The sequence below is a fragment of the Massilia sp. Root133 genome (genome assembly GCF_001426525.1).
Classification (GTDB): Bacteria; Pseudomonadota; Gammaproteobacteria; order Burkholderiales; family Burkholderiaceae_D; genus Telluria; species Telluria orientalis.
The window spans coordinates 76,700-99,286 of sequence record NZ_LMEW01000004.1; the positions used below are offsets into that span (position 1 = coordinate 76,700).

The window sequence follows — 22,587 nt, forward strand, 5'->3', positions numbered from 1 at the left end:
TCTACATCCCGAACGCGACCCGGCCGCTGCCGCCGGCCCGCAGGTTGCGGTAGCGGGCCAGCGCCCACAACGGAAAATACCTGGCGTAGCCGTGGTAGCGCAGGTAGAACACGCGGGGGAAGCCCGTGGCCGTGTGCTGAGGCTCGTCCCACAGGCCGTCCGCGCGCTGGTGGTCCACGAGCCAGGCGATGCCGCGCGTGACGGCCCGGGTCTCGACGGCGCCCGCCGCCATCAGGCCCAGCAGCGCCCACGCCGTCTGCGATGCCGTCGACGGCGCCCACGCGTGGCCGGTGTGGTCGAGCCGGTAGCTGTCGCCGCCTTCGCCCCAGCCGCCGTCCGGATTCTGCACGTACGCGAGCCAGCGGGCGGCGCGCGCGACAGGCGGCGCCTCCGGCGGCAGGCCGGCCGCCGCGAGGGCGCACAGCGCGCACCACGTGCCGTAGACATAATTCACGCCCCAGCGTCCGTACCAGCTGCCATTCGCTTCCTGGCGGCGCAGCAGCCAGCCGAGCGCCCGCGCGGCCGGCGAGCGGCGCCGCGCGCAGGCGCCCGGCTCAAGCTGGGCCAGCATCGACAGGCAGCGCGCGGACACGTCGGCCGTCGGCGGATCCAGCAGCGCGCCGTGGTCGGCGAACGGGATGTGGTTCAGGTAGTCGTGGGTGTTGTCGGCTTCGAACGCGCCCCAGCCGCCGCGCCTGCCCTGCATGCCGACGATCCACTCGCGGGCGCGGGCGACGGCGTCCGCGTACCGGTCCGGCAGCGGCCACGGTTCGAGGTGAGCGGCCCGGTGCATGGCCATTGCGACGACCGCCGTGTCGTCGACGTCGGGATAGCAGGCGTTTTCGTACTGGAACGCCCAGCCGCCGGGGCGCACGTCCGGCCGGCGTGCCGCCCAGTCGCCCGGCTGGTCGAGGATCTGCAGCGGCAGCAGCCAGTCCAGGCCCCGGCGCGCCGCATCCAGCGCGCGCGGCGTGCCCGTCTCCAGCAGTGCGTGGCACATCAGCGCCGTGTCCCACACGGGCGACAGGCAGGGCTGGCAATAGGCCTCGGCGCCGTGGTCGACGAGCAGCCGGTCGATGGCACGGCGCGCGGCGGACGACTCGGGTGCATCCGGCGCCAAGTCCAGCACGTCGAGCATCTGCACGGCGTTGACCATCGCGGGGAAAATAGCGCCGAGGCCGTGCTCGCCGTTCAGGCGCGCGCGCACGAACGCGGCCGCCTGTTCCAGCGCGCGCCGGCGCAGGCGCGCGGGCAGGCGCGGCGCCAGCAGCCGCATTTGCGACTCCAGCGCGCGGAACAGCGCGAACCACATGCGGTCCTGGTGCGGCGCGCGCGGCGCCAGCCCGAGGCCGTCCGGCGGCGCGCGGAACAGTTCCGCGACGCCCACGGCGCGCGGATTGCGCGCCCGCGGCCGCAGCGCGCCCAGCACGAGCAGCGGCGTCAGCACGGTGCGGGTCCAATACGAGACTTTCGACAGGTGAAACGGCGCCCAGCGCGGCAGCAGCGCGATCTCCACCGGCATCACCGGTACGGCCGACCACGGCATCTCGCCGAACAGCGCCAGCAGCATGCGCGTGAACACATTGCTCCGCTCCGCGCCACCGTGATCCAGGATTGCCGAACGCCCCCGCGCCATGTGCGGCGCATCGGGCGAATCGCCGATCATCTTCAGCGCGAAATACGCCTTGACGCTGGCGCTCGGGTCGAAGGCGCCGCCGTGGAACAGCGGCCAGCCGCCGTGGTCGCCCTGGCGCCGGCGCAGATACGTTCCGATCTTGCCCTCCAGGGCCGTGTCCGGCGTCTCGCCCAGGTAGTGCACCATCAGCACGTACTCGGCCGGGATCGTGACGTCCGCTTCGAGTTCGTAGACCCAGTGCCCGTCGTCGCGCTGGTCGGCGAGCACGGCCGCGAGCGCCGCATCGATGGCAGGCTCCAGGCGTGCGCGCCGGGTGAGTGTGCGCTCCGCCTCGACGGCGCCGGCCTGCGCCATGGACCGGAAGGACGAGTAGCGCATGACATCCCCCGTGGCTACCGGAGCGCGTGCCGCACCAGGATGCCGACCTTGGCCAGGCGGCCCAGCCGGACGGGCGCGCGCGGACTGCCCCAGCCGCGCGCCGCAAGCCGCACCAGCAGTGCGGCATACACCGCCCCCATCAGGCGCGGCGCCCGGGCCGCACTGCCCCGGTGGCGGCGCAGCACGAAGTCGGCCGCGGCGTAATGCCGGCGTGCCTGCGCAGCGAGGTCGGCGCACGCCCGCGGCAGCGCCGGATGCTCGGCGATGTCGTCCGCGCCGGCCGCGCACACGCGGGCTTCGACGCCGGCAGCGAGCAGCAGTTCGCGCGGCACGTAGGCGCGGCCGATGGCCGCGTCCTCGTCGATGTCGCGCAGGATGTTCGTCAGCTGCAGCGCGCGGCCCAGGTGGTGGGCGAGCAGGATGCCGTCGTCCGCCGGGAGGCCGAACACGCGCACGGACAGGCGCCCCACGGCGGCGGCCACGCGGTCGCAGTACAGGTCGAGCGTGTCGGCGGGCGGCGCGCAGATGGGGCGGTCCTGCGCATCCATCAACATGCCGTCGATCACCGCATGGAAATCGGCGCGGGCGAGGCCGTACGCGGCGATGTGCGGCGCCAGCGCGCGCAGGCGCGGGGCCCAGGTGCCGGCGTACGCGGCGTCGACGTCGGCCCGCCACCGTTCCAGCGCGGCGCGGCGTTCACGGGGCGGCGCGGGGCAGTCGGCGACGTCGTCGACGGCGCGGCAGAACGCGTAGATGCCGAACATCGCGGCACGCCGCGGCGCCGGCAGCAGGCGCATGGCCAGGCCGAACGAACTGGCCGGCGTGTGGTTAGGCACGGTGAGCGCATCCGTTTCGGGAAGCATGGGGCACCTCTCGCTAACTACTGTTCGCTACGAGCAAAGGAGCGTCGGCACGATAACGCTGGCGGATGGCAGCGGCGATGCCGGCCGCGTCGAGCCCGGCGGCGCCCAGCAGCGCGGCGGGGTCGCCGTGCTCGATGAACATGTCCGGCAGGCCGAGCATCAACAGCGGCCGCTGGATGCCGGCCGCGGCCAGCGCCTCCGCGACGGCCGCGCCCGCGCCGCCCATGACGGCGCCCTCTTCCACCGTCACGAGTTGCGCATGGTCGCGCGCCAGCGCCGCCACGAGGTCCGCGTCGAGCGGCTTCACGAACCGCATGTTGACCACCGTCGCGCCCAGTTCCGCGCCCGCGTCGAGGCTAGGCGCAAGCATCGGGCCGAACGCGAGAATCGCGATGCCGGACCCGCGCCGGCGCACCTCGCCGCGGCCGAACGGGATGGTGTCCAGCTCGGCCGCCGGCACGATCCCGGGACCCGGTCCGCGCGGATACCGCACGGCGGCCGGTCCCGGATGGCGGTAGGCGGTCGTCAGCATGCGCCGGCACTCGGCCTCGTCGGACGCCGCCATCAAGACCATGTTCGGCACGCAGCGCAGGTAGGCGATATCGTAGTTGCCCGCATGGGTGGCGCCGTCCGCGCCGACGAGGCCGGCGCGGTCGAGCGCGAACGTCACGTCGAGGTTCTGCCGCGCGACGTCGTGGATCAACTGGTCGTAGGCACGTTGCAGGAACGTGGAATAGATCGCGACGACGGGCTTCATGCCTTCGACGGCGAGGCCGCCCGCGAACGTCAGCGCGTGCTGCTCCGCGATGCCGACGTCCACGTAGCGGTCGGGGAAGCGCCGGGCGAAGCGCACGAGGCCGGACCCTTCGCGCATGGCGGGCGTGATGCCGACGAGGCGCGGGTCGTGCGCGGCCATGTCGCACAGCCAGTCGCCGAACACGTCCGTGTACGCGGGCCGGCCGCGGGCGCTGTCCGCCACGCCCTGCGCGGGGTCGAAGCGCCCTGTGCCGTGGTACAGCGTGGGTGCGGTCTCCGCGCGCGCATAGCCCTTGCCCTTGCGCGTGACGACGTGCAGCACCTGCGGACCGGCACGGCCCCGCGCGGCCTCCAGCGCGGGAATCAGCGCGTCGAGGTCGTGGCCATCCACCGGGCCGGCGTACGCGAATCCGAGCGCCTCGAACAGCGATGCGCCGGGGCGCACGCGGCCGGCGGCGAGATCCGACAGATGCCGGTCCAGCGCGCCCACGGCGGGCGAAATGGACATGCCGTTGTGGTTGACGACGACGAGCAGGCGCAGCGACGGATCGACGCCGGCGTTGTTCAACGCCTCGAACGCCATCCCGGCGGACAGCGCGCCGTCGCCGCAGACGGCCACGGCATGGCGGTCGTCGCCCTGCAGCTTCGCGGCCAGCGCCATGCCGAGCGCGGCGGACAATGCGGTCGACGAATGCGCCGTGCCGAAGCAGTCGTGCACGCTCTCGCAGCGGCGCGGGAAGCCCGAGAGGCCGCCCGCCTGGCGCAGGGTGTGCATCTGCGTGCGCCGGCCCGTCAACACCTTGTGGCCATAGCTCTGGTGGCCGACGTCCCACACGATGCGGTCCTGCGGCGTGGCGAACACATAGTGCAGCGCGATCGTCAGTTCCACCGTCCCCAGGTTCGACGCGAGATGGCCGCCGGTGCGCGCCACCGTGTCGAGCAGGAAGCGGCGCAACTGGCGCGCCAGCATCTCCAGGCGTGCGCGGGGCAGCGCGCGCAAGGCGGCGGGATCGTTGATTGCCTCGAGCAGGTCCATGCGGTCCTCCATGCGGCGTGCGACAGGCACCGCTGGCGACCCATTCTAGAACATCCCGGCCATCCGTTCAGGTATTCGCTTCAACCGTGCGCCGGCCTCTTCGGAGATATGGTACGCACGAAAAATCTCCGAAGAAATCAGCCTTGATGGCGGATCGCATCGAGCACGACGGCCAGGGCGCGCGACGCATGGCGCCGGCTCGGATAATAAGCGTGCAGGCCGGGGAATTTGGGGCAGAAGTCCGCCATCACACTGACAAGGCGGCCGGCCTGCAGGTGCGGTACCGCCATGTCTTCGGTCATGTAGGCGAGGCCGTTGCCGGACAGCGCCGCGTTCAGCATCTGGTAGACACCGTTGAACGTGTAGCGGCCGCGCACGCGCACGTCGATGGCAGCGCCGCGCTCGACCATCTCCCACGCGTAGACGCCGCCGCCAGCGAGACGCAGGCGGATGCATTCGTGCTTCATGAGATCGTCGATGGATGCGGGCACGGGACGGTGCGCGAAGTAGTCGGGTGCGCCGACGATCATCGTCTGCGTGTCGGGCGTGAGGCGCACGGCGATCATGTCCTTCTCGACCTGGTCGCCCCAGCGCACGCCGATGTCGTAGCGTTCGGCCGCCACGTCCACCATGCGGTATTCGGAACTGATCTCCAGGTGGATGTCCGGGTACTGCGGCAGCACGGCGGCCAGGCGCGGCCACAGCACGTTGTCGATGACGTGGTCCGTGGCTGTGATGCGGACGGTGCCGGCGGGCCGGTCACCGAGCTCGCTGACGGCGGCGATCTCCGCGTCGATCTCTTCCAGCCGCGGCGCCACGTTCTGCAGCAGCCGTTCTCCGGCCTCGGTGGGCGACACGCTGCGCGTCGTGCGCGTCAGGAGCCGCACGCCCAGTCTCGCTTCCAGCGCGCGGATCGTGTGGCTGAGGGCCGACTGCGTCATGCCCAGTTTTACGGCCGCGCGCGTAAAACTGCGTTCGCGCGCGACCGCGAGGAAGACGAGGATGTCGCTGAGGTTATCGCGTGCCATGCCGCGATTCTAAACTTAAACCTGTGCGCGCGCGGCCTTGCGGGCCAGCGCCGCGGCGATGACGAGCAGCAGCGCGGCCAACCCGAACGTCGCGCGGAAGCCCCAGGCGTCGAACAGCACGCCGCCCAACGTGGCACCGAGGCCGATCGCCAGCTGGACGACGGCCACGATCAGGCCCCCGCCCGCCTCCGCATCGTCCGGCAAGGTGCGCGCGAGCCACGTCCACCAGCCGACCGGCGCCGCCGTCGCGACGAAGCCCCACACGGCGAGCAGCACGGCGACGATGGCCGTCGACCCGCCGAACGCCACCAGCGCGCCGGCCAGCACGGCCATCACGAGCGGGATGACGGCCAGCGTGCGGTACAGGTGGTGGTCGAGGACCGCGCCGATGCACGTCGTGCCGAGGAAGCCCGCGATGCCGATCGCCAGCAGCATGCCGGTCAGCGTTGTCACGCTCGCGTGCGTGACCGTTTCGAGGAACGGCCGCAGATACGTGAACAGCGCGAACTGCCCCATGAAGAACAGGCTCACGCCCGCCATGCCGTACGCGACGGCCGGGCGCTTCAGCAGTGCGAACACGCTGCCGGACCGTGCGTCCGCTGTCGCCGGCAGCGCAGGCAGGCTGACAAACTTCCACGTGAATGCCAGCGCCGCGACAGGCACGATCGCGAAGAATGCGCCGCGCCAGCCGACCAGCGCGCCGAGGAAGCTGCCGGCGGGCGCCGCGACGACGGTCGCCAGCGCGTTACCGCCGTTGACGATGGCCAGCGCGCGCGGCACGAGGCGGTCCGGCACGAGCCGCATCGCGGTCGCCGCCGACATCGACCAGAACCCGCCGATCGCCACGCCGATGCACGCCCGCCCCGCCATGAACACGGCGTAGTTCGGCGCGAATGCGGCGATGGTGCCGGACACGATCATCATCAACGTGAGGCCGAGCAGCAGCACCTTGCGGTCGAGGCGTCCGGCCAGGCGCGCGACGCACAGGCTCGTCACGAGGGCGAACGCGCCGGAGACGGCGATCGCCTGCCCGGCCTGGCCTTCGCTGATGCGCAGGTCGGAGGCGATGGGGCTCAGCAGGCTGACGGGCATGAACTCGGAAGCGACGAGCGCGAACGCGGCCAGGGCGAGCGCGAACACGGGGCCCCATGCGGCGGACGCGTCCTGCGTCGCGCCGTTCGGGAGCGGCGAGACCTGAGGCTGCATCAGGCCGCCAAAGTCGCGTTGTCGATCACGAAGCGGTACTTCACGTCGCCCTTGAGCATGCGTTCGTACGCGGCGTTGATCTCGTCGGCCCGGATCAACTCGATGTCCGCGACGATGCCGTGCTGCGCGCAGAAGTCCAGCATCTGCTGGGTTTCCGGGATCCCGCCGATCATCGAGCCGGCCAGCGCGCGGCGCTTCGTGATCAGGTTGAACACCTGCGGCGACGGGTGCGGCGTCGCGGGCGCGCCGACCAGCACCATCGTGCCGTCGCGTTTCAGCAGGTTCAGGTAGGCGTCCAGGTCGTGCGGCGCGGCGACCGTGTTGACGATCAGGTCCAGGCTTTTCGCCCGCGCGGCCATCGCATCGGCATCGCGCGACACGACCACCTCGTGCGCGCCCAGCGCCTCGGCATCCGCGCGCTTCGACTCGGACGTCGTAAAGGCGACGACGTGCGCGCCCATCGCGCGGGCCAGCTTGATGCCCATGTGGCCAAGGCCGCCGATGCCGACGACGCCCACCGTCTTGCCCGGGCCCGCGTTCCAGTGGCGCAGCGGCGAGTACGTCGTGATGCCGGCGCACAGCAGCGGCGCCACGGCCGCGAGCTGCGCTTCCGGATGGCGCACGCGCAACACGTAGCGCTCGTGCACGACGATGCGCTCGGCGTAGCCGCCCAGCGTGTGGCCGGGGGCGTCCGCGGTCGGGCCGTTGTAGGTGCCGACCATGCCGTCGCAATAGTTTTCGAGGCCGTCCTCGCAGTCTGCGCAGTGCCGGCAGCTGTCGACCATGCAGCCGACGCCGACCAGGTCACCTTCCTTGTAACCCTTCACGTGGGCGCCGACGGCGGAGACCCGGCCGACGATCTCGTGGCCCGGCACGCACGGGTACAGGGTGCCGGCCCACTCGGCCTTCACCGTGTGCAGGTCGGAGTGGCACACGCCGCAATAGGCGATCTCGATCTGCACGTCGTGCGGACCCGGCGCGCGGCGGGTGATGTCCAGGGATTCGAGCGGCTTGTCGGCGGCATGGGCGCCATAGGCCTTGACGGTCATGGATGATCCTTTCGTAAGGTTGTCGTTTGCATCGCAGGCCGACGATGGTAACGGCAAACCTGCCGTGTGGGACCGGCCGGGATTGCTTGACCTTATGAATGGGATTCATGAATCCGCGGCGGAATCATGTCCGCAGCGTCATTAAAGATCCTTGCGGCGGGGCGCCGGCGTCGGCAGCAGTCCCAGCATGCCCTTCAGCGCGTACAGGACCACGAGCGCGCCCAGCATGTCGCCGGCCGCCATGACGGCGAAGCCCTGCGCCAGGTCGACCTGGTCGCCATGCATCCAGAACCACAGATGGTGCATCAGCGGGCTGGCCACGCCGAACAGCGGCACGAGCAGCAGCAGGCGGCGCGACGTCAGGTTGGCCAGCGACGCCTGCATGCCCAGCACCCGCAGCGCGAACTGATACACCAGGTAGGGCGCGAGCGCCGAGCTGATGCCGCCGGCAAAGGAGCGCACGGGATCGTCCGGATACAGGTGGAAGAAGCATTCGCACCACGACCCCACCAGGACGCCGACGGCGCCGGGCAAGCCCAGCAGCAACGGGCACAGCAGCCGTGCGCCTGCCGGCAGGTAGATCCAGCCGACCCCGCGCATGAACTCGACGTTGGGGAACACCCAGTCCTGCAACCGCGCCAGCAGCAGGTAGAACACCACCGAGCCGACGACGCTCGCGCAGGCGACACCGGCGCGGTCGGATACGCCCGGTCCAGCGTGGTTACCAGGAGTTAAACGGAATGGCATGAAGGTTTGTAGGTGATGGAGTTCGTGTGGCTATCGCATTATAATCTGCGCATGAGCAAATCGACCCGTCCCGCTGATATCTATCTGCGCTTTCTGCAACTCGCGGAAGCCTTGCGCGGGTTGCCGTCCCTGCCCTCGCTCGACCCGCTGGAAGAACGCATCCTCGGCACCGTCGCGCGCGCCATGCAGGATGGCGAACGCCTGTGCGTGCGCGACATGATGGCCAAGAAGGAACTCGGTGCACCGGCCACCGTCCACAGCCGCCTGACGTCGATGCGCGAGAAGGGCTGGATCATGCTGACCGACACCGAGGACACGAGGCGCAAGCAGGTGACGCTCACGCAGGCGGCGCTGGCGCACTTCGACAAGCTGTCGAAGTGCATGGTCAAGGCGGTCGAGAAGGCCTGACCACGTCGCGGCAGTGCTGGCAAGGTGGATCCCCGCCTTCGCGGGGACGACGACGTTTTAGTCCCCGGCAGTGTAGGTATAGACCCGCTTGCGCTTCTGCGCAATCGCCGGCCGGATCCGCTGCGGCGAGATCGACACGCTCGCCCCCGCCGACGCCGCGCCGCCCTTCTGCACGGCACCCAGCACGACCGACACCGCCTTGCCCCCGATCGGCACGCTGCTGGCCTTCACCGGCGACGGCGGCAGGCCGCCGCCCACGAAGATCGACGAGCGCGCGCCGCCGCACAGGCCCGGCACGTTGATGGCGCCCGAACCGTTCAGCAGGTTGACCCAGTAGCCGCGCGCCTCGCCCAGCGACGTCGAGCAGCTGGCCGCGTCGGGCGGGATAGGACGGTTCGTGCTGAACGTGATCATGCCGCTCGCGATCAGCGCCGACGTCACCACCTGCTCGCCCTGCCCGTACTGGTTCAGGTCCATGAACCAGCCCTTCGTCCCCGAATTCGGCAGCACCTTCGCGGCGGCGCAATTCGTGTTGGTCGTGTAGTCCGTCATCGCGTCCATGTCCGTCGCGGGCGTACCGGTGGCCGCCGTCAGGTCGTCCAGGTAGACGTAGAACCGGTTGGTCACGTCGGCATACGGGTATTGCGACTGCAGCGGATGCTCGCGGTCGCCGCTGCCCAGCGCCACGTAGACCTTGCCCTGGATGGCCAGCAGCGCCGGCGCGAACAGGAACTTGCGGCCGGCGCCCGCCGTGTACGCGACCTTGCGCGCGCTCCACGACTCCGACGCGAGCGGCGTGCGGCCCGCATAGCTGCCCACGAAGTCGACCCGGTAGATGCCGCCGCCCAGGTCGGCCGCGTAGGCGTAGTCGGGATAGCCGTCGTTGTCGACGTCGACGAGGGCCACGTCGGCCGCCACGCCGCGGTCGGTCGCGAACGAACGGATCACCGCGCCCGTGTTCGCATCCAGCACGTACACGAAGCCGCCCTTGCCGCTGCCGCAGGACGGCGACGCCGTGTCGGCGTCCTCGCAGGCATCGTAGCCGCCGCCGACGACCAGCACGGGCGTCGTCGTCGAATACCCCTTGATGAAGGCGACGTTCGGCGTCGACCACGTCTGGCCGACGCCCGACATGCCGGCCGTGCAGCCGACGTCGTCGGTCAGGTTCGGGCAACCCGCCTTCCACTTGTACGCCGGCTGGTCGGGATGGGTGACGTCCAGGCCGTACAGCATGCGCCCGCCGCGCCGCATCGCGGGGAAGATCCACACCTTCGAGTTGTCGGCATTCTGGTACAGGCCGATCGACCCGTCGAAGAAATAATCCTTGCGCGCCGGCGCCGGCGAGATTGCGCTGCTCAGGTTCGGGTAGCTGACGAGCGGAGAATTGTCCATCAGGCGCTGCAGGCGGCCGAAGAACTCGGGCGCGACGAACGACCAGGCCTCGACGCCCGTATTCGCGTTCACCGCATGCAGCGCGCCGTCGTTGGCGCCGTAGAACACGCGCACGCCGGTGGTGCCGCCATAGTTCACCGGCAGCGGGCGCGAGTGGATCACGTCGCCGTGGATCGAGGGCCGCGTCGTCGTCGTGGCGCCCGCGCCCTTTTCGTTGTTGACGTCCGCGCCCTGGATGAAATTGACGAGGTTCGCGGCCAGGCCCGTGCTGGCCGTGTTGAACGTGGCCAGCGTGGTGCCCGACAGCGTCAGCATGTTGCGGTTGACGGCCTGGTTGCCGCTCCACGTGCCGGCCACGTTACCCTGCCTGAGGATCTCCGCCGCGCCGCCCTTCTCCACCTGCGGACCGTCCGGCAGGTCGGAATAGACGCTCACGCCGTCCGGCGCGCAGGCGCCCGCCGGGTCGGGATTGATACCGAGCCCGCTCCAGTACGTGCCCGAGTCCGACGTCCAGTAGCTCGCCGCGCACGGCGTGACGAAGCCGGTCAGCGTGTTCACGGCGATCTTGCCGTTGACGTCGCCCAGCTCGATGTTGGCGCCGCTGGCGATCAGCTGGTAGCGTTTGAGGTTGCCGAACCAGCGCGGCTTCGCGTCCGGATCGGGGCGGAACATGCCGATGAAGACCTGGTTCTCGTTCTGCGAGCGGTTCGTCGCGTTGACCGGGAGGCTGGTCGAGGCGAACGTCGTGTTCACGGCCTGGATCTCGATGATGATCTGGCGCAGCGCGTCGAGGATCGCCTGCTCGTTTTTGGCGGCGAAATACTTGCCGCCGCCGGCCTTGGCCATGCTCATCAGCAGGGCCGTGTGGGTGGCGTTCGGCTGGGCGTTGTAGACGTCGATCGTGTACGTCGTCACGGGCGAGCGCACGGTCGTCGAGCCGGGGACCGGCACGCCCTTGTCGTGCAGGAGCCGCGACCATTCGTCGGCGTTGCGCGGCCCCGTGTCGGTCGACGTGGTGCCCGTCGGGACGTCGGTCAGCACGGTGTTCGTGCCGACGATGTTGTACGCGCTCGTGCCGGCCGGGCAGGATGCCAGCGTGGTGCTGGTCGGCGTGTTGTTGTACGTGCAGCTGATGTTCGTGCCCGTGCAGGACGCGGCGTAGTCCGACGTCGACGCCGGCGGCGTCGCATAGCACTGGGACGTCATGCCGAGGTTCGTGGTCGTCGTGTAGGGCGGCGTCGTCGTGTTGCTGATCGACGTGGGCGAGATCGTCTGCGTGATCGTGTACTGGCGCTTCGCGGTGGCGGTCTGCTTCACCGTCACCTGGCGATAGCCGTTGCCCTTGCAGCCGCCCGCATTGCTGGACAGCTCGCCGGAATACGTGCAGCTGCTGTTGGTTGGGCAGGACAGGCCGCCGAAGTCCGTCGTCGTGGCCGGATTCCAGTTGCCGGCCGCCGTGCCGACGCCGGTGTAGCAGCCGGCGCCCTTCCCGTCCGGGTCCTGCGCGGCGGTGGCGGTGTCCGTCGCCGTCGTCGCGGTGCCGACGGCCGCACCCACCGTGTACGCGCAGCTGTAGGTCGTCGTGGTCGTGCTGGTGCCGTTCGTGGTCGTCTGCGTGGCCGGGCACGTCAGGCCGCCGTGGTCGCCGGTGGGGACGTCGGCCGCCGTCGCGTAATAGCCGGTCGTCGTGCCGGTCGCCGTCGTGACCGTGCCCGGCACGGGCTGCCCCGGACTCGTCGTCGCCGGATGGTAGACGGATTGCGTCACGGTGTACGAGCGGCTGCCGGCCGGACAGGCGATCGGGTTCACGTTGGCCGTCGCCGCGCCGATCGAGCAGCCTTCCGTGAACGTCGAACACTGCGCCGCGTACGCGTCGGCCTCGCCGGCCGCGTCCGCGGGGTTCGCGTAGCAGGCGTTCGTGACGCCCAGGTTGCTGGTCGTCGTCGCGTTCTGCGTCGTGAAGTTCGGCAGCCCCAACTGGCTCACGGTGCTGCCGTTGAGCTGGTTGAGCAGCGCGGTGTTGGCCGAGGAGTCGCTGGCCGGGCCGCTCGCGTTCGGGTTGCCGATGAAGATCACGAAGCTCTTGCCGCACGTGTTCGCGGCCGTCAGCGGCGAGCGGAACGTGGAATACGGCGTCGTGTAGCCGGCGGCATCCGCGATGCTGGCGATGACGCCGCCCGGCGAATACGCGTCGGCGCCGGCGAAGTAGTTATAGACGTCGTACATCAGGTCGCCGTACGGCGTGTGCGAATTGCGCTTCTCGTTCGGCGAATTGATGCCGTTGTAGATGGTCGAGAGCTGGCTCGTGAAGCTCGTCTTGGCCGAGTTGTCGAGGGGGCGGATGGCGGAGCGGATGAAGCCGCCGTCGTCGTTCGCATTGCCGCCCGTGACGAATTCCATCAGGCCCAGGCTGACCGTGCTGTCCAGCGTGGTCAACAGGTTGCTGATCGCGCGCGCTTCCGACTGGCCCTGCTGCAGTCCGCCCGGCCATTGCTGGCTCTGGCGCGCCCAGTTCGACGTGTTGTCGAGCACGATCAGGATGCGCGGGTTGATGTTGTTGCCGGCGGAGGCGCCGGTGAAGATGTCGATGTCGTCGGCGGCCGCGACGACTGGCAGGCCGGCGAGGCTCGCGCAGAGCGCCAGGGCGAGTGTGGAACGGATCATGGGCTGGCTCACGGTTGCGGGCAGTTGGTGGCGACGTCGTCGCGGGCGATGCGCACGGCGACACCCTGGACGACCTTGACGGAGGCTTGCGTCGCGTCGTCGGTGGCGACCGCGCTCACGTCCCAGACGCTGTTGTCGCAGTCGGAATTGCCGTCCGACGCACCTTCCACGCCGTGCATCTGCGAGGCGCCGACGGCGCAGCCGATGTCTTCGTCCTGGTTCAGGTCGAGGTCGGAATTCTTGATCGGCTGGACCTTCACGCAGCTGGGCGGCGGGCTGAGGGTGACCTTGATGTCGGTCTTGCCGTCGCCGTCCGTATCGACGCAGCGCTGGTTCGGCGCGCCGCACGTGTTCGACAGCGCGCTGTTCGGCGTCTGCGTGAACGTCGGCGAACTGATCGTCTCTTCCAGCACGGCGTGCGCCGCGGCCAGGGCCTGGTCGCGGCGCTGCATGTTGCCGACCACCTGCAGGTTCGAATTGCCCAGGTTGACGCTGGCCAGCGCCAGCATCGTGAGCAGCAGGAGCATGATCAGGGCGGTCACCAGCGTGATGCCCTGCTCGCGGCGCGGGATCCTCATGGCTGTTTCCTTCCCACCGGATTGGCCAGGGTCACGAGCGTCTGGAACACGTGGCGCTTGTAGCCGTCGTTGAACGGCCCCGCCGTGCGCGCGCTGCCGTCGGCGGCCGTGCCGAGATTGTAGGTCTTCGTGTCGGTCCAGCCGGGCGTCGTGCTCGGGCTGCGCGCCAGCACGTGCAGGCGCACGGCGACCACGTTGCGCCAGTTCGAGACCGCGCACGCCGGCGCGGTGCAGCCGTTGGCGCCGGCCGGCGCGCTCGTCGTGACGCCGACGCTCCCGTCGCCATGCGTGTCGATGCCGTATTCGACCTGCAGGTCTTCCACGCCCTCCACCAGCGGCACCTTCACGAACTTCAACGTGTTGTCGACGTAGCGCAGTTCGGCGCGCTTCAACGTGGGGATGCCGTCGTCCGGCTCGTCGTTGTTGGCGACGTAATAGATATGCGTCTGGTAGCGGCGCGCGACGGCCGCCGTCGTGCAGTCGCGCCGGGTACGCAGCAGCTGGGCCGGATCGGTGTCCAGCGCATACCAGTTGGCCGGGTCGCCCGAACCCAGCTCGCCCGCGCCGCCGCACAGCGACGCCTGGAACAGCGGTCCGGCCGGATCGTTGGCACTGCAGTTCGGATCCCCGTTGACGCAGGCCCGGGTATGGCGCACGACGACGAGGGCCGTGCCCGCGCGCACGTCGGACACGCAGGACGGCAGCGTGTCGGCGGGGCTGAACCCCTGCACGTGCAGCGGCAGCATGGCCTTCAACGCGGCCAAGGTGGCGGCGCACGGGTCGGGAACGGCAGCCGGGTCGGGCAGCAGCGTCGGGTCGAATTCGCCGTAGAAACCGGCATTGCGCAAATCGTTCCCGAGCAGGTCGACGGCAAAGCGGCCGCTCTCGATCTGGCGGTTGGCGCGCTCGATCTCGGCCTGGGCGCGGCTGTTGTGGAAGAACAGCGTGACCATGCCGACGACGATCAACAGGCCCATCGTCACCGACACGAGCAGCTCGGGCAGGGAAAAACCGGCGGACCGGCGCTTGGGCAGAGGTACGGCAACCATCACGTCTCCTAGGTACACGACGGCAGGCCGATCGCCAGCTGCACGGCGATCGCGCGGCGGTTCGCGTCCGGTCCGTACTGGTTGGCGCCGCACGCGAGGCCCGACGCCTTGGTCGGATGCAGCCCTTGCCACGCCACGCTCACGCGATAGATGCCCGGCTTGCACACGCCGGCCGTCGGGTCGGGCGCCTGCAGCTGCTCGACGCAGCCGCGCGCATCGATCATCGCGCCGGTCGCCGCGCCCGCGCCGGTCTGCTCGGCGGCGCCTTTCAATTCCTGGCTCCATTCGCACTGGTCGCGCGCGCTGCCGATGGCCAGGGTGGTGCAGTCGGTGGGCTGGTCGTCGTTCTTGCCGAGCGCCGCCGCCGTCACGTAGTCGGCCGCATGGGCCGAATTGCCGAGGATGCGGGCGCGCATGTCATCCACCAGCACGACGGCCTGGGCGCGCTGGTAGGCCTCGATCGACCCCACCTGCACCTTGGCCTGCAGCGCGGCGATACCCAGCAGGCCGAACGCGAGGATGACGACGGTCACGAGCACTTCGACGAGGCTCAGGCCCGCGCTGGGGAGTGTCCGCGCGCGCCGCATTCAGCACCCCGACGCCTGCAGGCGCGGACGCCCGCTCAGGTCCACCTGCACGCAGCGGTGGGTTTCCGCGCCGTCGACGGCGACGTCGAACGACGGCGGCGTATCGCTCGCGACGCGGCCGTTGGGCAGGTACACGACGGCGTCCGGGCCGGTGATCGTCGCGCCCTGCACCGGGCCGTGGTTCGCGACCGGGTGGCCCGTATCGGACGGATTCGGGATGCGCCAGCCGGCCTGCCAGGTGTCGGCGGCGGGTTCCAGGGTCACCTGGGTAGCGCGTTTGATCGCTTCGCTGCGCGCGAGCACGAGGGCCGCGTACAGGTCGGTGCTGGCGGTGCGCGCGCGCTGGCCCGCGACGAGGCTCTTGAACGCCGGCGCGGCCATGGCCGACAGGATCGCGGTGATGGCCACGACCGTCATCAGTTCGATCAGCGTGAAGCCGCGCGCACGCATTACCATACGTTGGACGGCGTCCGGGCGCCGCTGTTGTCGATGGTGAGATTGCCGTCGCCGGCCTGGCGCGACCCGATCACCGGCCTGGCCGTGATCGTGAAGGATGGCGGCGGGCCGGCGGCGGCGTCGATGCTGACGTCATAGTAACTCGCAACCTCGGCCGGCACGGGCAGGTTGAGTGCGGTCGGCGTGCCCGCGTACTCGTGGGCGTCGGCGAAATACTGCGCCTGCGCCTGCGCCAGCGTGAGCAGATACGCCTGCGCCGCCGCGCGGTTGCCGCGCACGAGATATTTGCCGTAGGCGGGCAGCGCGATGGACGCGAGGATGCCGACGATGGCCACCACGATCAGCAGTTCGATCAGGGTAAAGCCGCGGGAGCGGCGCGCAGTAATGTGCGGAATTCGGTAAGACATGATGGACCTCATGGGGCGCGTGGGCCAACATTACATATTTCCATGTGGAAATTCTATCAGAATGTGTCAGTCCGTGGCATATGCACGACACTTGATTGACGTGCGAGACAGGCCAACGCCGGTACAATAGTGTCCTCTCGACAACAACCCGACGCATGGACTACCTCGACATCCTGTTGCGCCTGACGGTCTCGGTCCTCGTCGGCGGCCTGATCGGCCTGGACCGCAACCTGCACGGCAAGCCCACCGGCATCCGCACCCTGGGACTCGTGTCCCTGGGCGCCTGCGTGCTGACCCTGGCGGGCGCCAATTTCCTCACGGGCGACGGCCAGGCCGATGCGTCAGCCGTCAGCCGCGTGATCCAGGGACTGGTGACGGGCATCGGCTTCCTCGGCTCGGGCGTGATCATCCGCGACAACGGCAGCGACCGCGTGCGCGGCCTGACGACGGCCGCGTCGATCTGGATCACGGCCATCCTCGGCATCCTGTGCGGCATGGGCTCCTGGCAGATCGCCGCGATCGCCCTCGTCCTCGTGTTCCTCCTGTTCGTGTGCGGCAAGCCCATCGAGCGGGCGTTGCACCGGCGCTGGCTGGACAAGCCGGAGAAGGAGAAGCAGGCGATCACCCTGCACGAGGAATGAGCGTCAGGACGCCGGCGGCACCACCGGCAGCTTGATCGTGAAGACGGTGCCGACGTCCGGCTTCGAGGCCACGTCGATACGCCCGCCGTGCTTGTTGACGATGCTGTACGACAGCGACAGGCCGAGGCCCGTCCCGCTGCCCACCGGCTTGGTGGTGAAGAACGGTTCGAAGATGCGTTTCAGGTTGTCCTGCGGGATGCCGCAGCCGTTGTCGCTGATCTTCACCCACACCCAGCCCTCGCTCGCCCCGGTGGCGATCGTGATCACGCCCTTGCTCTTGATGGCCTGGGCGGCATTCACGAGCAGGTTCATGAACACCTGGTTCAGCTGCGAGGCCAGGCACTTGATTTCCGGGAGCTTGCCGTAGTGCTTCTCGACCGTCGCCTTGTACTTGATCTCGTTGGCGACGATGTTGAGCGTGGTGTCGAGGCCCGCGTGCACGTCCGCGTACTGCCAGTCGTTCTGGCCGACGTGGGAAAAATCCTTCAGCGCCTGGACGATGTCCTTCACGCGCTTCAGGCCGTCCATCGACTCGCTCACGAGGTCGGCGATGTCGTCCTTCAGGTAGCCGAGGTCGGCCTCGCGGTTGATTGCCTCGATCTGCGCCGTCAGCGCCGAGCCGGGCGCCGCCTTCTGCACCGCCTCGCCGTACGCGTCCACCACGTTCAGCAGCGTGTCCACGTAGTGCCCCAACGTCCCCATATTGGAGTTGACGAAGCCGATCGGGTTGTTGATCTCGTGCGCGACGCCGGCCGCCAGCTGGCCGATCGACGCCATCTTTTCCGACTGCAGCAGCTGCTCGTGCGCCTCGCTCAGGCGCGCGATCAGCTGCTGCTGTTTCTGCTCCATGTTCTTGCGCGAGGTGATGTCCGTCAGCGAGCCGATGACCTCCACCGGCGTGCCGTGCTCGTCGCGGATCAGGCGCAGGCGGTCGTGCATCCACACGAACTCGCCGCTCGCGGTGCGGAACCGGTATTCGTAGGTGCGCTCGCCTTCCACGAACAGCTGGGCCAGGCTGGAAAAGATGGTCGGGGCGTCGTCCGGGTGGAGATGGTCGAACCAGAAGTTCGGATCGGCCAGCATCTCTTCCGGCCGGTAGCCGAGGACGTTGTAGGCATTGTTGCTCACGAACGTCATCTTGAAGTCGCCGCTGGGCACGGTGGTGTAGATGATCGCCGGCGTGTTGTCGATCAGGTATTGCAGCCGGACCAGAGGCGACGCGGCTTCGGCCGGCGCGGGGCTCGACGATAGCGATTCGAAAACTTCAAATTCCATGGCGTTGGCTCGGCGTATCTACGGAATTTCCATTATCCGGAGGAAACGCCGAGCGTGGGGGCTTTCTTGAAACTCTTGCATGCAAGAGTTTCGGTCGCTATCGCCTGATTACAACACTTCCCCCATTGCAAACATTCCTCAGGCAGCTCGAACAATTGATCAGCAATCAGTTCGCAGAGGCCCAACCCGGCGAAGATGTCGCATCAATATCATGGAGGCGCAAATGGCAATCGACGTTTATCTACAGATCGACGGAATCAAGGGCGAATCGGCTGACAGCGAGCATCAGGGCTGGCTCGAATGCCTTTCGGTCAACTGGAAGCTGAATCAGCCCAAGAGTGCGACGTCGTCGACGGCCGGCGGGCACACCGCCGAACGCGCCGAGCTGTCGGACGTGACCTTCATGAAGCTGTGCGACCTCGCCTCGCCGATCCTGGCCCAACACTGCGCGATGGGCAAGACGATCCCGAAGGCAAGGTTCGAGTTCTTCCGGGCGGACGGCCAAGGCACCCGCGTCAAGTACTATGAGGTCGAGCTGGATAACGTCGTGGTGGGCGAAGTGGCGCAGTCGGTGTCCGCCGGCATCGGGATGGTGGACCACATCGGCCTGAAGTTCTCCAAGGTAAAGTGGAGGTACACCCAACAGAGGATCATGGGCGGCGCCGGCGGCAATACCGCTGGCGGTTGGGACCTTGCCACCAATCGGGTTGCGTGACATGGCGGCCCCGTCGAGCGCTGACCGCGCCGTCGCCATCGTCGCCCTGATGCTGGCGGCGGCTTCCGTGCCGGCATCGCAGATCCCGGATGACGAGCATCCCTTCATCATGCCGGGGACGCCGGCCAAGACCATTCCCGCGCCGGCGCCATGGCTCACGAGTGCGCAGTTGCTGCGGCAACTGGAGCAGGGCGATGCGAGCGCCGTCGAGTACGTCAAGGGCGTGTATGACGCCACGGAGAGCGGCTTATGGTGTTACACGGGCCGCACTCATGTGAAGCTGCACAAGCAGTCGCCCGAGGCCATGCGTGCGGATGCGGTGGCCTACCTGCGCAAGCTGACGGCCGCGCAGCGGAAGGAGCGTGCATCCGATCATCTCGTCCGCATGTGGCAGATTCGCTGGCCTTGCCCGCCAGATCACTGCTGCCCCTGACCCGGGAGGATACTTTGCGCGTGCCCACACCACCTTATGCGCTCCTGCGCATGCACTTCCCCGATCCGTACAACGTGCCGTCCGAAGAGCTATGGCGATGGATCGGGCACACGGAAAAGATACTCGACTCGGCGTGGCGCAACACCTGCGCCATCCGCATGAGCCTCGCGCTCCATGGTGCAGGTATCCACCTGCCGGCCGGGTATCTGAAGATCGATGCTGGGAAATACCGCGGCCAGTTCATCGAAATCAAGCAGGAGACACTGGCAAATCACCTGTGCACGATTTGGGGCGAACCGGAAAAATTCGGAGCGGCGCGACTGCACGATTCAGTCGGCACCCGACGCGGCGTGATTCGCTTCGTTGGCCTGTGGGGTCCGTACGACCCGCAAGGGCACATCGACCTGATCTGCCACGACGACCATCACCGCCTCGCGTGTGAAGGCGGCCATGTCTACTGGCAGGCCGTGGAGTGCTGGTTCTGGGAATGCCCCTGATTCGTTGCTTGTCCTCGGGCAGCCGGTCCGAATGCCGGTCGAAATTGCGCCGAGCGGACCGTAGTTGCCGCCGACGAAGGCGTCGGAGGCTGTGATCCGCTGGCGCAGAAAGGCGTCGAAATCATCCGGCATGGCTGGTCTCCTTGCGCAGGATTCCAGCCAAACCGGAGCCTGGACGCCGCGCGCTTACTGCGCCTGGGTGTCCAGTGTCACCTGCGCCCCTTCGAGCCCGTCGGCGCTGGCCGTCAGGGTCAGCTTGCCCGCTTCGCCCGCCTTCGTCTTCACGATGGCCAGCGCCAGGCCGTTGAAGGCCTTGCGCTGCGGCGACTGGAACGCTTCCAGGTCGGTCGCGTCGCCATTGTCCGTCGCGACGATCTCGCCCGGCCCGGACAGCTTGAAGGTGATGCGGTCATGCGAGCGCGGTACCTGACGGCCATCCTTGTCCGCGATCGTGACCGTCACGAACGACAAGTCCTTCCCGTCCGCGCGCAGCCTGGCACGGTCGGCCGACACGAGCAGCTTCGCGGGCGCGCCCGTCGTCGCGACGGTGTCCTCGGCCCAGCGCTTGCCCTTCTTGTACACGACCGCTTTCAAGGTGCCGGGCTGGTAGACGACGTCGTCCCAGCGCAGGCGGTAGTCGCGCGGGCCGCGCTTCTTGCGTCCCAGCGATTTGCCGTTCAGGAACAGCTCCGCCTCGTCGCCGGACGTGTACAAATGCACCGGCGTCACCTGGCCCACGCGCTCCGGCCAGTTCCAGTGCGGCAGCAGGTGCGCCATCGGCAGTTCCGGACGCCAGCGGGCCTGGTACAAGTAGAAGCGGTCCTTCTTGAAGCCGGCCAGGTCGATGATGCCGAAGTACGAGCTGCGCGACGGCATCGCGATCTTCTTCAGCGTCGCCAGTTCCTGCGCGGCGCGCGCCTGCTGGGCGGGATCGGTGAAGTTCAGCAGGTTCGTCGTGTCGTCGTTGTACGGCGTCGGCTCGCCCAGGTAGTCGAAGCCGGTCCACACGAATTCGCCCGCCACGAACGGATTGTCGTCCTGCCCCTTGAATTCGACGTCGGGCGACGTCGCCCACGGCGGCGCCGTCAGGTCGTAGCTGCTGACCTGGAAGTTGGCGGCGCCTTTCGATTTGTCGTCGCTGACCGGGAAGAAGTATTCGCCGCGCGAGCTGATCGTCGACGCGGTCTCGCTGCCGTAGATCGGCAGGTAGGGCGCGGACGCATGCATCTTGCCGTACTCGCCCGGCTTGTAGTTGTAGCCGAAGATGTCGACCACGTTCTGGAAGCCGTTGTAGCCGGAATCCGTGTGGTTGTATGCGGACGTGATCGGGCGCGTGCGGTCCTCGCCGCGCGCGATCTCGGCCAGGTGCGCGGCCAGCTTCCAGCCTTCCGGCTTGCCCTGCTCCGGGATCTCGTTGCCGGTGCTCCAGGCGATCACGCTCGGGTGGTTGCGGTCGCGCCGGATCTGCGCGCGCAGGTCCTTCTCGTGCCATTCGTCGAACGACGTGTGGTAGTCGTTCGGCGTCTTCTTCTCGTGCCACATGTCGAACGCCTCGTCCAGCACGACGAAGCCCATGCGGTCGGCGAGGTCCAGCAGCTCCGGCGCCGGCGGGTTGTGGCTCGTGCGGATCGCGTTCGTGCCCATCTCGCGCAGCAGCTCGAGCTGGCGCTCGAGGGCGCGCTCGTTGATCGCGCTGCCCAGCGCGCCCAGGTCGTGGTGCATGCACACGCCGTTCAGCGGCACGCGCTGGCCGTTCAGCAGGAAGCCCTTGTTCGCGTCGAACACGGCGCTGCGGATGCCGAACGGGGTCTCGACGACGTCCGTCACCTGGCCGTTTTCCGTGACGGTGGTGACGGCCACGTAGCGCTGCGGGCTCGCGATGCTCCACAGCTTCGGCTGCGGCACCGTCAGCGTCTGCGTGAGCTGGGCCTGGCGATCCGCCTCCACCTTGGTGACCTTCGTGGCCGCCTGGCGCGCGACCGGCGCGGCGCCGCGCTTGCCGGCCGCGTCGAGCGCGTAGATCTCGGTCGCGACCTGTACCTGCGCCGCGCGGCCGTTGCTTTCCACCGTCGCCTGCACGGAGACGGTGGCCTGCGCCTTCGACACCTGCGGCGTCGTCACGAACGTCCCGTACTGGGCCACGTGCACGGGCGTCGTCTTGACGAGCCAGACGTGGCGGTAGATGCCGCCGCCCGGATACCAGCGCGACGACTTCTCGGGATTGTCGAGCCGGATCGCCACGACGTTGTCGCTGCCCGGCTTCGCGTACGGCGTCAGGTCCACGCGCCACGACGCATAGCCGTACGGCCACCCGCCCACGTATTGACCGTTCACCCAGACCTTCGCGTGCGACATGGCGCCGTCGATGTCCAGGTAAACGCGGCGGCCCGCGTCGCCGGCCGGCAAGGTGAAGTGCTTGCGGTACCAGCCGACGCCCCACCACGGCAGCTTGCCCGTCTCGCCCGGGTATTCCTGCTTGAACGGCCCTTCGATGCCCCAGTCGTGCGGCAGGTCGAGCTTGCGCCACGCGGCGTCGTCGAAGGCCGGCTGGGAGGCGGCGTCCGCTGCCGCGCTGCCGGCCGGATCGCCTTTCGTGAAGCGCCAGCCGGCGTCGAACGACTGGCGTTCGCGGACGTCGGCCGCATGGGCGCCGCCGCACAGCATGGCGACGCCGAGGGCAACGATGGTGAGGGAACGGGGAAGAAGCGTCATAGTCTCGTCGTTATGGTTATGAGAAGTGAAACCCCAAGTATGAGCCAGCCTCCCCGCGCCCAGCTATATGAAAT

At 68.8% G+C, this 22,587-nt stretch carries 20 protein-coding genes; 5 read left to right on the forward strand and 15 right to left on the reverse strand.

The genetic code is table 11. From position 1 onward, the window contains the following. Position 1: 1 nt before the first annotated feature. From shc to ASD28_RS05120, 7 genes are all read right to left on the reverse strand, one after another. Positions 2-2,014, reverse strand: a complete 2,013-nt coding sequence (gene shc / locus ASD28_RS05090) for a squalene--hopene cyclase (RefSeq protein WP_156403828.1) — start codon at positions 2,012-2,014, stop codon at positions 2-4. 14 nt (positions 2,015-2,028) lie between these two features. After that, positions 2,029-2,877, reverse strand: coding sequence for a presqualene diphosphate synthase HpnD (hpnD, locus tag ASD28_RS05095; protein WP_056124951.1), 849 nt, complete (start codon positions 2,875-2,877; stop codon positions 2,029-2,031). 13 nt (positions 2,878-2,890) lie between these two features. Further along, entirely contained in the window at positions 2,891-4,669 is a 1,779-nt protein-coding gene (gene dxs / locus ASD28_RS05100; protein ID WP_056124955.1) for a 1-deoxy-D-xylulose-5-phosphate synthase, read from the reverse strand. Positions 4,670-4,806: 137 nt separating this feature from the next. Next, the gene (locus tag ASD28_RS05105) at positions 4,807-5,697 is read right to left on the reverse strand and encodes a LysR family transcriptional regulator (protein WP_056124958.1); all 891 of its coding nucleotides are present in this window, start codon (positions 5,695-5,697) and stop codon (positions 4,807-4,809) included. 15 nt (positions 5,698-5,712) lie between these two features. Beyond that, entirely contained in the window at positions 5,713-6,903 is a 1,191-nt protein-coding gene (locus ASD28_RS05110; protein WP_056124962.1) for an MFS transporter, read from the reverse strand. Further along, complete coding sequence (locus ASD28_RS05115) at positions 6,903-7,952, reverse strand: NAD(P)-dependent alcohol dehydrogenase (RefSeq protein WP_056124966.1); 1,050 nt, start codon at positions 7,950-7,952, stop codon at positions 6,903-6,905. The genes ASD28_RS05110 and ASD28_RS05115 overlap by 1 nt, the downstream gene beginning before the upstream one ends. Positions 7,953-8,093: 141 nt before the next feature. Beyond that, a complete protein-coding gene (locus ASD28_RS05120) occupies positions 8,094-8,699 on the reverse strand; it encodes a hypothetical protein (protein ID WP_229412154.1) in 606 nt (201 codons plus the stop codon). 51 nt (positions 8,700-8,750) lie between these two features. On the opposite strand from ASD28_RS05120, the gene ASD28_RS05125 reads away from it, so the two are divergent. Then, positions 8,751-9,107: a hypothetical protein gene (locus ASD28_RS05125; RefSeq protein WP_056125203.1), complete on the forward strand. Its 357-nt coding sequence runs from the start codon at positions 8,751-8,753 to the stop codon at positions 9,105-9,107. Positions 9,108-9,164: 57 nt separating this feature from the next. Here the strand turns inward: ASD28_RS05125 and ASD28_RS05130 are convergent, their stop codons facing one another. The 6 genes from ASD28_RS05130 to ASD28_RS05155 are packed head-to-tail and all read right to left on the reverse strand — an operon-like array spanning position 9,165 to position 16,240. Then, positions 9,165-13,163 carry a pilus assembly protein gene (locus ASD28_RS05130; RefSeq protein ID WP_056124970.1) on the reverse strand — a complete coding sequence of 1,333 codons (3,999 nt, stop codon included), beginning with the start codon at positions 13,161-13,163 and terminating at the stop codon, positions 9,165-9,167. Between the two features lie 8 nt (positions 13,164-13,171). Then, a complete protein-coding gene (locus tag ASD28_RS05135; RefSeq protein ID WP_056124973.1) occupies positions 13,172-13,741 on the reverse strand; it encodes a PilX N-terminal domain-containing pilus assembly protein in 570 nt (189 codons plus the stop codon). Beyond that, positions 13,738-14,790 (reverse strand): PilW family protein, encoded by a 1,053-nt coding sequence (locus tag ASD28_RS05140; RefSeq protein ID WP_056124976.1) that lies wholly within the window; start codon positions 14,788-14,790, stop codon positions 13,738-13,740. The genes ASD28_RS05135 and ASD28_RS05140 overlap by 4 nt, the downstream gene beginning before the upstream one ends. Before the next feature lie 8 nt (positions 14,791-14,798). Next, on the reverse strand, positions 14,799-15,377 hold the full coding sequence (locus ASD28_RS05145) for a hypothetical protein (RefSeq protein ID WP_056124981.1): 579 nt from the start codon (positions 15,375-15,377) through the stop codon (positions 14,799-14,801). Next, positions 15,378-15,833, reverse strand: a complete 456-nt coding sequence (locus ASD28_RS05150; RefSeq protein ID WP_082579100.1) for a GspH/FimT family pseudopilin — start codon at positions 15,831-15,833, stop codon at positions 15,378-15,380. After that, positions 15,827-16,240, reverse strand: coding sequence for a type IV pilin protein (locus tag ASD28_RS05155; RefSeq protein WP_056124987.1), 414 nt, complete (start codon positions 16,238-16,240; stop codon positions 15,827-15,829). The genes ASD28_RS05150 and ASD28_RS05155 overlap by 7 nt, the downstream gene beginning before the upstream one ends. Before the next feature lie 155 nt (positions 16,241-16,395). Here ASD28_RS05155 and ASD28_RS05160 point away from each other — a divergent pair, with 155 nt between their 5' ends. After that, entirely contained in the window at positions 16,396-16,881 is a 486-nt protein-coding gene (locus tag ASD28_RS05160; RefSeq protein ID WP_056124990.1) for an MgtC/SapB family protein, read from the forward strand. A gap of 3 nt (positions 16,882-16,884) precedes the next feature. Here the strand turns inward: ASD28_RS05160 and ASD28_RS05165 are convergent, their stop codons facing one another. Continuing rightward, complete coding sequence (locus ASD28_RS05165) at positions 16,885-18,156, reverse strand: ATP-binding protein (protein WP_056124993.1); 1,272 nt, start codon at positions 18,154-18,156, stop codon at positions 16,885-16,887. A gap of 223 nt (positions 18,157-18,379) precedes the next feature. Here ASD28_RS05165 and ASD28_RS05170 point away from each other — a divergent pair, with 223 nt between their 5' ends. From ASD28_RS05170 to ASD28_RS05180, 3 genes are read left to right on the forward strand one after another with little or no spacing between them, the layout of a single operon-like run. Beyond that, positions 18,380-18,871, forward strand: a complete 492-nt coding sequence (locus ASD28_RS05170; protein ID WP_056124996.1) for a type VI secretion system tube protein Hcp — start codon at positions 18,380-18,382, stop codon at positions 18,869-18,871. A 1-nt stretch (position 18,872) separates the two neighbouring features. After that, the gene (locus ASD28_RS32255) at positions 18,873-19,304 is read left to right on the forward strand and encodes a Rap1a/Tai family immunity protein (RefSeq protein ID WP_056124999.1); all 432 of its coding nucleotides are present in this window, start codon (positions 18,873-18,875) and stop codon (positions 19,302-19,304) included. A gap of 20 nt (positions 19,305-19,324) precedes the next feature. Next, positions 19,325-19,801: a T6SS effector amidase Tae4 family protein gene (locus tag ASD28_RS05180; RefSeq protein WP_162252918.1), complete on the forward strand. Its 477-nt coding sequence runs from the start codon at positions 19,325-19,327 to the stop codon at positions 19,799-19,801. 186 nt (positions 19,802-19,987) lie between these two features. Here the strand turns inward: ASD28_RS05180 and galB are convergent, their stop codons facing one another. Next, a complete protein-coding gene (galB, locus tag ASD28_RS05185) occupies positions 19,988-22,513 on the reverse strand; it encodes a beta-galactosidase GalB (RefSeq protein ID WP_056125006.1) in 2,526 nt (841 codons plus the stop codon). Positions 22,514-22,587: the final 74 nt, after the last annotated feature.